This window comes from Longimicrobiaceae bacterium, from assembly GCA_035936415.1.
GTDB lineage: Bacteria > Gemmatimonadota > Gemmatimonadetes > Longimicrobiales > Longimicrobiaceae > JAFAYN01.
Window position 1 is genome coordinate 1 of sequence record DASYWD010000069.1, and the last position, 9267, is coordinate 9267.

The following is a 9267-nucleotide window of genomic DNA, read 5'->3' on the forward strand; positions in this document are numbered from 1 at the left end:
GTTCGGGTCACGGCGGACGGCGCGGAGCCGCTGGAAGGAACCGCGCTGGGGATCTCGGCCGGGGGGGCGCTGCGGGTGCGCCGCGCGGACGGCAGGACCGTCCCGGTCCACTCCGGCACGGTGCGCGCGGTCCCGGCCGCGGCGGCTCCCCTGGAGGACGGAGGGGCTCCGCCGTAGCGGGTTGCGGGCGCTCGCCGCGCCCGCGTACTATTGCCGCCTCCTGCGCCACCCGAGACCCGTTCCGGCACGCCCCATGAAGCTCCGCGTTTCCGGCGAAGTCACCGTACCGGGGGACAAGTCGATCACCCACCGGGCCCTGCTCCTGGCCGCCGCAGCCCGGGGCGGGAGCCGTCTGCGCGGGCTCCTCCCCGGCGAGGACTGCCGCAGCACCGCGGCGGTGCTGCGGGCGCTGGGGTGCGAGGTCCCGGAGCTCCCGCGGGACGGCGGGGAGGTGCGCGTCCAGGGCCGCGGGCTGGACGGCTGGCGCGCGCCCGCGGCGCCGCTGGACTGCGGCAACAGCGGCACCACCGCGCGGCTCACGATGGGGCTCCTCGCCGGCCGCCCGTTCTGCGCGACGCTCACCGGTGACGGCTCCCTGCGCCGCCGCCCCATGCGCCGGATCACCGATCCGCTCGCCCGTATGGGCGCCCGCTTCCGGGAGCGGGGCGAGGGCGAGGGGCTCCTCCCCGTGGAGGTCTGCGGAGGCGGGCTCTCCACCATCGAGCACTTCTCTCCCCGCGCCAGCGCCCAGGTGAAGAGCGCGGTCCTCCTCGCCGGCCTTTCCGCCGGGGTGGAGGTCTCCGTGCACGAGCCGCTCCTGTCCCGCGACCACACCGAGCGGATGCTCCGCGGGCTCGGGGTGGAGGTAACCACCTCCCCCATGCAGGGCGGCTGGTGCGCCGCCCTCCCGGCGCGGGGGGAGCCGCTCCCCCCGCTCGACCTGCGCGTCCCCGGAGATCCCTCCTCCGCCGCCTTCCTGGCCGCCCTCGCCCTCCTCGCCGACGAGGGGGAGCTGTGCATCGCCGACGTGTGCGTGAACCCCACCCGGACCGGCGTCTTCCGCGTCCTGGCGCGGATGGGCGGCTTCGTGGAGCTGCACCGCGAGCGCGAGGAGGGCGGCGAGCCCGTCGCGGACCTGGTGGTCCGCCCCGCCCGCCTGCAGGGGACCGACGTGGGGAGCGCCGAGATCCCCGCCATGATCGATGAGGTCCCGGTGCTCGCCGTCCTGGCCGCCCGCGCCGAAGGGGAGACGCGCATCACCGGCGCGTCCGAGCTGCGCATCAAGGAGAGCGACCGCATCGCCGTGCTGGTGGAGAACCTGCGCGCCCTGGGCGTGGACGCCGAGGAGCTCCCGGACGGGCTGGTGGTGCGGGGGAGCGACCGGCCGCTGGAAGGGGAGGTCCGCACCGCCGGGGACCACCGCGTCGCCATGGCCTTCGGCATCCTGGCCGCGCTCCCGGGGAACCGCATCCGCGTGGACGACCCGGCGTGCGCCGACGTGAGCTTCCCCGGCTACTGGGGCGTGCTGGACGCGCTCGCCGGGAGCGCCGCGCGCGCGGAGGGGGCCGCCCCGCGCCGCCCCGACGGGATCGTCGTCGCCATCGACGGCCCCGCCGGCTCCGGGAAGAGCTCCACCGCGAAGGCCGCCGCCGCCGCGCTGGGGTACCGGCACCTGGACTCCGGCGCGTTCTACCGCGCCATCACCCTGGCCGCGCTCCGCGCCGGGATCCCGCCGGAGCGGTGGCCCTCGCTCTCCGCGGCGGAGCTGGACGCCCTGGACGTGGCGGGCGTCCCCACCGGGCGCGGGTACCGGATGACGGTGCGCGGCGAGGACGTCTCCGAGGCGATCCGCTCCCCCGAGGTGAACGCGCACGTCTCCCCGATGGCCGCCGTCCCGGCCGTGCGCGAGTGGCTCATGGGCGCGCTGCGGGAGGCCGGCGCGCGCGGCGGGCTGGTGGCCGACGGGCGCGACATCGGGACCGTGGTCTTCCCGGGCGCAGAGCTCAAGGTGTTCCTGGTCTGCGCGACCGAGGAGCGCGCGCGGCGGCGGCTCCTGGAGCAGGGCGTCGCCGACCTATCGGAGGGCGCCGTCCGCGCCGAGGCGGAGCGGCTGGCCGGGCGCGACGCCACGGACTCCGGCCGCGCCGTGGCGCCGCTGGTGCAGGCCCCGGACGCCGTGCTGCTGGACACCACGCGGCTGGACTTCGCCGAGCAGGTGGACGCCATCGTGCGGCTCGCCCGGGAGCGGGCCGGGGGTTGACCGTTTACGGCGTCAGGGCTAACTTTTCTTGCTTCGCCGGGATCGTCCCGGGCATCCTTTCACCCCCAGCCTTTTGTCGCGCGCCGCGCCGGCAGGCCCGCCGGCCCGACAAAGACGTGAGGAGCATCCCGTTACATGTTCGAAAACACCCCCGCGGACCAGCTCGGCAACGAGACCGACGAGGACTTCTCCGGCGGCGGCACCGCCGTGGCCGAGAAGGGCGCCGGCAGCGAGCTGACGAACCGCCAGCTGGCCGAGCGCGCGCGCGCCGTCAACATCCGGGCCGACCTCTTCGACGAGGACGAGTACACCTCCGAGGAGTACGAGGAGCTGCTCGCCATGTACGAGGACACCCTCTCGAACATCGAGGAGGGTGAGATCGTCAAGGCGAAGGTGCTCCGCGTCACCGAGAAGGCCGTGATCCTCGACCTCGGCTTCAAGAGCGAGGGCTCCGTCGCCCGCGACGAGTTCAAGGATCCCGAGGGGCTCCAGATCGGCGACGAGGTCGAGGTCTTCCTGGAGAACCTGGAGGATGAGGACGGCGTCGTCGTCCTGTCCAAGAAGAAGGCCGACTTCCTCCGCGTCTGGGAGAAGATCAAGGAGGCCTACGAGAGCGAGAGCCCCGTGCAGGGGATGCTCACCCGCAAGATCAAGGGCGGCGTCACCGTCGACCTCATGGGCGTCGACGCGTTCCTGCCGGGCTCGCAGATCGCGCTGCGCCGGGTCCCGAACATCGAGGACCTGATCGGCGAGACGTACGACTTCAAGATCATCAAGCTCAACAAGCGCCGCCGCAACATCGTGGTGTCGCGCCGCGTGCTCCTGGAGGCCGACCGCGAGATCAAGCGCGACAAGCTGAAGAAGGAGCTCGAGGTCGGGCAGGTCCGCCACGGCGTCGTCAAGAACATCACCGACTTCGGTGCGTTCATCGACCTGGGCGGCATGGACGGCCTGCTGCACATCACCGACATGAGTTGGGGCCGCGTCGGGCACCCGAGCGAGGTGGTGAGCATCGGAGCCGAGCTGGACGTCAAGGTCCTGGACATCGACTGGGAGCGCGAGCGCCTGTCGCTGGGCCTCAAGCAGCTCCAGGAGTACCCCTGGAAGGACGTCGAGAAGAAGTACCCGGTGGGCGCCCGCGTGCGTGGCCGCGTGGTCTCCATCACCAACTACGGCGCCTTCGTGGAGCTGGAGAAGGGCGTCGAGGGCCTGGTGCACATCTCCGAGATGAGCTGGACCCGCAACGTCCGCCACCCCTCCAAGATCGTGTCGCTGGGCGATGAGATCGAAGCCGTGATCCTGAAGGTGGATCCGGAGGGCGAGAAGATCTCCCTCGGCATGAAGCAGATCGAGGAGGATCCGTGGCATGCGCTCCCGCTGAAGTACCCGGTGGGGACGCGCCTCTCGGGGAAGGTCCGCAACCTGACCTCCTTCGGCGCCTTCGTGGAGATCGAGCCCGGCATCGACGGCCTGGTGCACATCTCCGACATGAGCTGGACCAAGCGGATCCAGCATCCGTCCGAGGTCGTCCGCAAGGGCGACGACGTCGAGGTGGCGATCCTCGCCGTGGACGCGGAGAACAAGCGGATCTCGCTTGGCCTCAAGCAGACCCAGGAGGACCCGTGGGACGACCTGGCGGCCAACTACTCGGTCGGCCAGGAGATCACCGGGAACATCACCCGCCTGCAGGACAAGGGCGTGGCGGTCGACCTGGGGAACGACATGGAGGGCTTCGTCCCCGTGTCGCAGATCGGCGTCGCCGGGGTGCAGAACCCGGCCGACGTGTTCAAGGAGGGCGACGAGCTCGAGATGTACATCACCGAGATCGACCACGCCAACCGGCGCATCGTCCTGGCGGTGACCCGCGTGCCGAAGTTCGAGGAGGGTGAGGCGCCGGTGATCCCGGCCGCCGAGGACACCACCCCCGACACCGAGGCCGCGGCCGAGGAGGCCGTCGCCCCCGAGGCGACGGCGGAGGAGGAGGTCGACGAGGAGGCGTAAGCCTCCGCGCCGGTCCAGCCGGACCGAAAAAGGAGGGCCCGGAGCCGACTGGCTCCGGGCCCTCCCTTTTGATATCCGTGCGACGGTGGCGGGCGTTCAGCGCAGCGGCGGCCGGGCGGGGGTGCGGCGCATCCAGCGCGTCCGGGGACGGCGTCCTGCCCGCTCCCTTGCATCCTGCGAGGGGTTCCGCCAGGCCATCTCCACCCGCGCCAGGATCCTTTCCTTCAGCTCCTGGAGCTCGGCCTGCAGCTCCCGGAAGCGCTCCTCCTGGTCCCGATATTCAGGCAGATACATGCAAAAGTCGGCAGTGGGTGGTGCGGGGTGCGCCGGGCCGAGCAGGCTTCACGTGCCACACGAAACCGCGTCGGCGTCCCGGCGATGATCTCTTCGTTCACCATGGAATGGCAGGACTCGTTCCGCGCCCCCGGCCGGCTCCCGCAGGCGCATCGAGCGGAATAAAGCCAGCATCCATGCGCCTCCCCCACGTCCCGGGTCTCACGTAAGTAGAATTACCCCAACGACTTGTGTCCATTCGACAGGACGACGGGCGTGCACCGTGCATGACACCCGGCACGCCCCCCGGGGGAGGGACGAGGGTGCGCCGACGTGGGTCACCACCGGCCCGGGGACCTGCTCCGGTCGGGGAAGACAGCGGCCGCCCCGGTTCGGGGTGCGGGAACGCCCGCCCCGTGCTAGATTGCCGGCCTTTGCCGTTCCCGGCAGCGGCACACCTCCTCACACGCACACCACGGGCGGGCACGCGATGTCGATGCGGGAGAAGCTGGAGCAGCTTGAGGCGCTCCGCCGGCAGGCGGAGATGGGCGGGGGCGAGAAGCGGATCGCGGCCCAGCACGAGCGGGGGAAGCTCACCGCGCGCGAGCGCCTGGACGTGCTCCTGGACGAGGGCTCGTTCGTGGAGCTGGACCGCTTCGTCGTGCACCGCGCCACCGACTTCGGGCTGGACCAGGAGAAGTACCTGGGCGACGGCGTGGTGACGGGGTACGGCTCCATCCACGGCCGCCTGGTCTACGTCTTCTCGCAGGACTTCACCGTCTTCGGCGGCTCGCTCTCCGAGGCGCACGCGGAGAAGATCGTCAAGATCATGGACCTGGCGCTGAAGAACGGCGCCCCCGTGATCGGCCTGAACGACTCCGGCGGCGCGCGGATCCAGGAGGGGGTGGTGTCGCTGGGCGGGTACGCGGACATCTTCCTCCGCAACACCCTGGCGTCCGGCGTGGTGCCGCAGATCTCGGCCATCCTGGGCCCCTGCGCGGGCGGCGCGGTCTACAGCCCGGCGATCACCGACTTCATCTACATGGTGCAGGGGTCGAGCTACATGTTCGTCACCGGCCCCAACGTGGTGAAGACGGTGACGCACGAGGACGTGACCATGGAGGAGCTGGGCGGCGCGGCCACCCACGCGGCGAAGTCCGGCGTGGCGCACTTCGCGGTGAAAACCGAGGTGGAGTGCCTGCACGGGATCCGGAAGCTGTTCGAGTTCGTCCCGCAGAACAACGCGGACGACCCGCCGTTCCGCCCGACGGACGACCCCTTCGACCGGGCGGACGAGGAGCTGCTGGACATCGTCCCCGACAACCCCAACAAGCCGTACGACATGCACGACGTCATCCGGCGCGTCGTGGACGAGGGCGACTTCTACGAGGTGCACGCGGACTACGCGGGGAACATCCTCTGCGGGTTCGCGCACGTGGGCGGGCACTCGGTGGGGATCGTCGCCAACCAGCCCGCGGTTCTAGCGGGGGTGCTGGACATAGACGCGTCCGTGAAGGCGGCGCGCTTCGTCCGCTTCTGCGACTGCTTCAACGTCCCGCTCCTCACCTTCGAGGACGTCCCGGGCTTCCTCCCGGGGGTGACGCAGGAGCACGGCGGGATCATCCGCCACGGCGCGAAGCTGCTCTTCGCCTACTGCGAGGCTACGGTCCCCAAGGTCACGATCATCACCCGCAAGGCGTACGGCGGAGCGTACGACGTGATGTCGTCCAAGCACATCCGCGGCGACATCAACTACGCCTGGCCCACGGCGGAGATCGCCGTGATGGGCGCCAAGGGCGCGGTGGAGATCCTCTACCGGCGGGAGATCTCGCAGGCGGAGGACCCGGCCACGGCGGCCGCCAACCGCCAGCAGGAGTACGCGGACCGCTTCGCCAACCCGTACGCGGCGGCCGGGCGCGGCTACGTGGACGACGTGATCGACCCGCGGGAGACGCGCGCCCGGGTCATCAGCGCGCTCGACATGCTGCGCAACAAGCGGGACTCGAACCCGCCCAAGAAGCACGCGAACATCCCGCTGTAAGAAGGACCGCCGGCTTGCTGCCGCGCGCGGAGGGATGGAGCTTGCGGTAGTGGTGATCGCAACGGATGGAAGCGACCTGACGCCTTCGCGAGACGATGGCCGAGCCGACGATTGACGACCTGCTCCAGAACTACTCTCCCGAGGTGCGGGAGCTGACCGAGCGCACCTATCACCTGGTCCGCAGTGTGCTCCCGGATGCGCACGAGAAGGTGCACCTCGGCTGGAAGAGCATCCAGTTCGGCACCGGCCCGAAGATGCGCGACGTGGTCTTCGGGGTCATGCCGCTGAAGGAGCGGGTGAACATCGTGCTCGCCGGCGCGGATCTGGAGGACCCGATGGGGCTGCTGCAGGGGACCGGGAAGGCGGGCCGCCACGTGAAGATCAACTCCGTGGACGACCTGGAGAACCCGGCGCTCTTCGGTCTCCTGGAGGCGGCTGTGGAGGCCCACGGTCTGCCTGCGGCGGAGCGTGCGGCGAAGGCCGGCCTGCCGGTGGAGGGCTACCGCGCCTACGGCAGCAAGACGATGAACGTGCCCGTGGAGCGGCTGTTCGCGGCCTGGACCGACGACGCCGTGCGGGGCCGGTGGCTCGGTGAGGGGAAGCTGACGATCCGTGGCGTCACCCCGAACAGGTCGCTCCGGGCGCGCTGGGAGGACGAAACCCCGCTTGACGTGCGCTTCACGGCCAAGGGCGAGGCGAAGAGCCAGGTCAGCGTGGACCATCGCCAGATCGCGGACGAGGCTGCGGCGGGGAGGCTGAAGGAGGTATGGAAGGAGAGCCTCGGCCGCCTCAAGGCCGAACTGGAAAGCGCGGGCTGACCGAACGGAGGCAGGGATGTCGCACAGCTACAGGGCGATCCTGAGGGGCGACCGGCTGGACTGGATCGACTAGGCGCCGGAGACGGACCAGCCGCTTCCGGTGGACGTGATCGTGCAGGACCAGCCTGGGCTCGGCGCGGCCCGGAGCGACGGTGCGCGCATGGCTGCCGTCCTGGACGAGTTGGCGGAGGGGACGGTCTACCGCCAGGTGAAGGACCCCGTCTGGTGGCAGCGGATGGTCCGCGAGGACCGGCCGCTCCCCAGGCGGGACTAAGGATGCTGCTGGACCCGCTCGCGGAGTGAGCGGACACCGATGATCGTGAGCGAAGCGAAAGAGACCCTGTGTTCAAGAAGATCCTCGTAGCCAACCGGGGCGAGATCGCCCTCCGCGTGATCCGCGCCGCCCACGAGCTGGGCGTCCAGGCCGTCGCCGTGTACTCCGAGGCCGACCGCCTCGCGCCGCACGTGCTCGCCGCGGACGAGGCGTACCTGATCGGCCCGGCGCCGAGCGCGCAGAGCTACCTCCGCGTGGAGACGCTCATCGAGGTGGCGAAGAAGTCCGGCGCCGAGGCCATCCACCCCGGCTACGGCTTCCTATCCGAGCGCGCCCACTTCATCCGCGCCGTCCGCGACGCCGGGCTGGTGTTCATCGGCCCCTCGCCCGAGTCGGTGGAGGCCATGGGCGACAAGACCGCCGCCCGCAAGCGCGTGATCGCCGCCGGCGTGCCGGTGGTCCCCGGGACCGAGGACGCGCTCTCCGACGCCGCCGAGGCGCGCCGGGTCGCCGCCGAGGTGGGCTACCCGGTGCTCCTCAAGGCCGCCGCGGGCGGGGGCGGGAAAGGGATGCGCGTCGTTCGGGGCGAGGACGAGATCGAGCGCGCCTTCGAGGCGGCGGGGAACGAGGCGCAGTCTGCCTTCGGCGACCGCTCCGTCTACATCGAGAAGTACCTGGAGGGGCCGCGCCACATCGAGATCCAGCTCCTCGCCGACCGCCACGGCAACACGCTGCACCTGGGCGAGCGGGAGTGCTCCATCCAGCGGCGCCACCAGAAGCTGATCGAGGAGGCCCCCAGCGCCGTCCTCACCCCGGAGGAGCGCGCCGCCATGGGCGCCACCGCTGTCGCCGCCGCGCAGGCGGTGAGCTACGAGGGCGCCGGCACCGTGGAGTTCCTCTACCAGGACGGACGCTTCTACTTCCTGGAGATGAACACCCGCATCCAGGTGGAACACCCGGTCACCGAGCTGGTCACCGGGATCGACCTGGTGCAGTGGCAGATCCGCGTCGCGGCGGGCGAGGCGCTCCCCTTCCGGCAGGAGGACATCGGGTGGACGGGGCACGCGATCGAGTGCCGCATCACCGCCGACGACCCGTTCAACGGCTTCCTCCCCTCCACCGGACGGATCCGGATGCTGGACGTCCCCACCGGCCCCGGCGTCCGCTGGGACGGGGGGATCAGCACGGGGTACGAGGTCGGCCTCTTCTACGACCCCATGCTGGCGAAGCTGATCGTCCACGGCCCCACGCGCCTAGAGGCGATCGAGCGGATGAAGCGCGCTCTCGCGGAGCTGCGGGTGGTGGGCGTGGACACCAGCGTCCCCTTCCACCTGCGGGTGATGGACGAGCCGGACTTCCGCGCCGGCCGCCTCGACATTCGGTACCTGGACAAGCACGAGGCCGAGCTGCTGGACCCGGCCCAGGACGAGGAGAAGGTCCGCCTCGCCGCGCTCGCCGCCGCGCTCCTGGAAGAGGAGACCCGCGCCCGCCGCACGGCGCAGCGGACCCAGCCGGCCGCCGCCGCGCACGGGAGCCGCTGGCGCGGACGGGCCGGCTGGAGATGACCGGTGGCTGAGCGCAGGGGCGCACGGGGGAAGGG

Annotated in this window: 6 protein-coding genes; 5 read left to right on the plus strand and 1 reads right to left on the minus strand. The window is 71.3% G+C overall.

The features are described from left to right. Positions 1-253 precede the first annotated feature (253 nt). Together aroA and VGR37_03130 are read left to right on the plus strand one after the other, a co-directional pair. Complete coding sequence (aroA, locus tag VGR37_03125; protein ID HEV2146386.1) at positions 254-2260, plus strand: 3-phosphoshikimate 1-carboxyvinyltransferase; 2007 nt, start codon at positions 254-256, stop codon at positions 2258-2260. A gap of 135 nt (positions 2261-2395) precedes the next feature. Then, positions 2396-4261 carry a 30S ribosomal protein S1 gene (locus VGR37_03130; GenBank protein ID HEV2146387.1) on the plus strand — a complete coding sequence of 622 codons (1866 nt, stop codon included), beginning with the start codon at positions 2396-2398 and terminating at the stop codon, positions 4259-4261. 96 nt (positions 4262-4357) lie between these two features. Here VGR37_03130 and VGR37_03135 read toward each other — a convergent pair whose 3' ends face one another. Next, positions 4358-4555: a hypothetical protein gene (locus VGR37_03135; GenBank protein HEV2146388.1), complete on the minus strand. Its 198-nt coding sequence runs from the start codon at positions 4553-4555 to the stop codon at positions 4358-4360. A 475-nt stretch (positions 4556-5030) separates the two neighbouring features. Between VGR37_03135 and VGR37_03140 the strand changes: the two genes are divergently transcribed. From VGR37_03140 to accC, 3 genes are all read left to right on the plus strand, one after another. Continuing rightward, a complete protein-coding gene (locus VGR37_03140; GenBank protein ID HEV2146389.1) occupies positions 5031-6575 on the plus strand; it encodes an acyl-CoA carboxylase subunit beta in 1545 nt (514 codons plus the stop codon). A 95-nt stretch (positions 6576-6670) separates the two neighbouring features. After that, positions 6671-7393 carry a DUF1801 domain-containing protein gene (locus tag VGR37_03145; GenBank protein ID HEV2146390.1) on the plus strand — a complete coding sequence of 241 codons (723 nt, stop codon included), beginning with the start codon at positions 6671-6673 and terminating at the stop codon, positions 7391-7393. A 342-nt stretch (positions 7394-7735) separates the two neighbouring features. Continuing rightward, entirely contained in the window at positions 7736-9232 is a 1497-nt protein-coding gene (accC, locus tag VGR37_03150) for an acetyl-CoA carboxylase biotin carboxylase subunit (GenBank protein HEV2146391.1), read from the plus strand. Positions 9233-9267: the final 35 nt, after the last annotated feature.

Excerpts from the sequence above, each read along its gene's own strand:
- VGR37_03135 (HEV2146388.1), bottom strand. The coding sequence starts at position 4,555 with ATGTATCTGCCTGAATATCGGGACCAGGAGGAGCGCTTCCGGGAGCTG.
- aroA (HEV2146386.1), top strand. The coding sequence starts at position 254 with ATGAAGCTCCGCGTTTCCGGCGAAGTCACCGTACCGGGGGACAAGTCG.
- VGR37_03145 (HEV2146390.1), top strand. The coding sequence starts at position 6,671 with ATGGCCGAGCCGACGATTGACGACCTGCTCCAGAACTACTCTCCCGAG.
- VGR37_03140 (HEV2146389.1), top strand. The coding sequence starts at position 5,031 with ATGCGGGAGAAGCTGGAGCAGCTTGAGGCGCTCCGCCGGCAGGCGGAG.
- VGR37_03130 (HEV2146387.1), top strand. The coding sequence starts at position 2,396 with ATGTTCGAAAACACCCCCGCGGACCAGCTCGGCAACGAGACCGACGAG.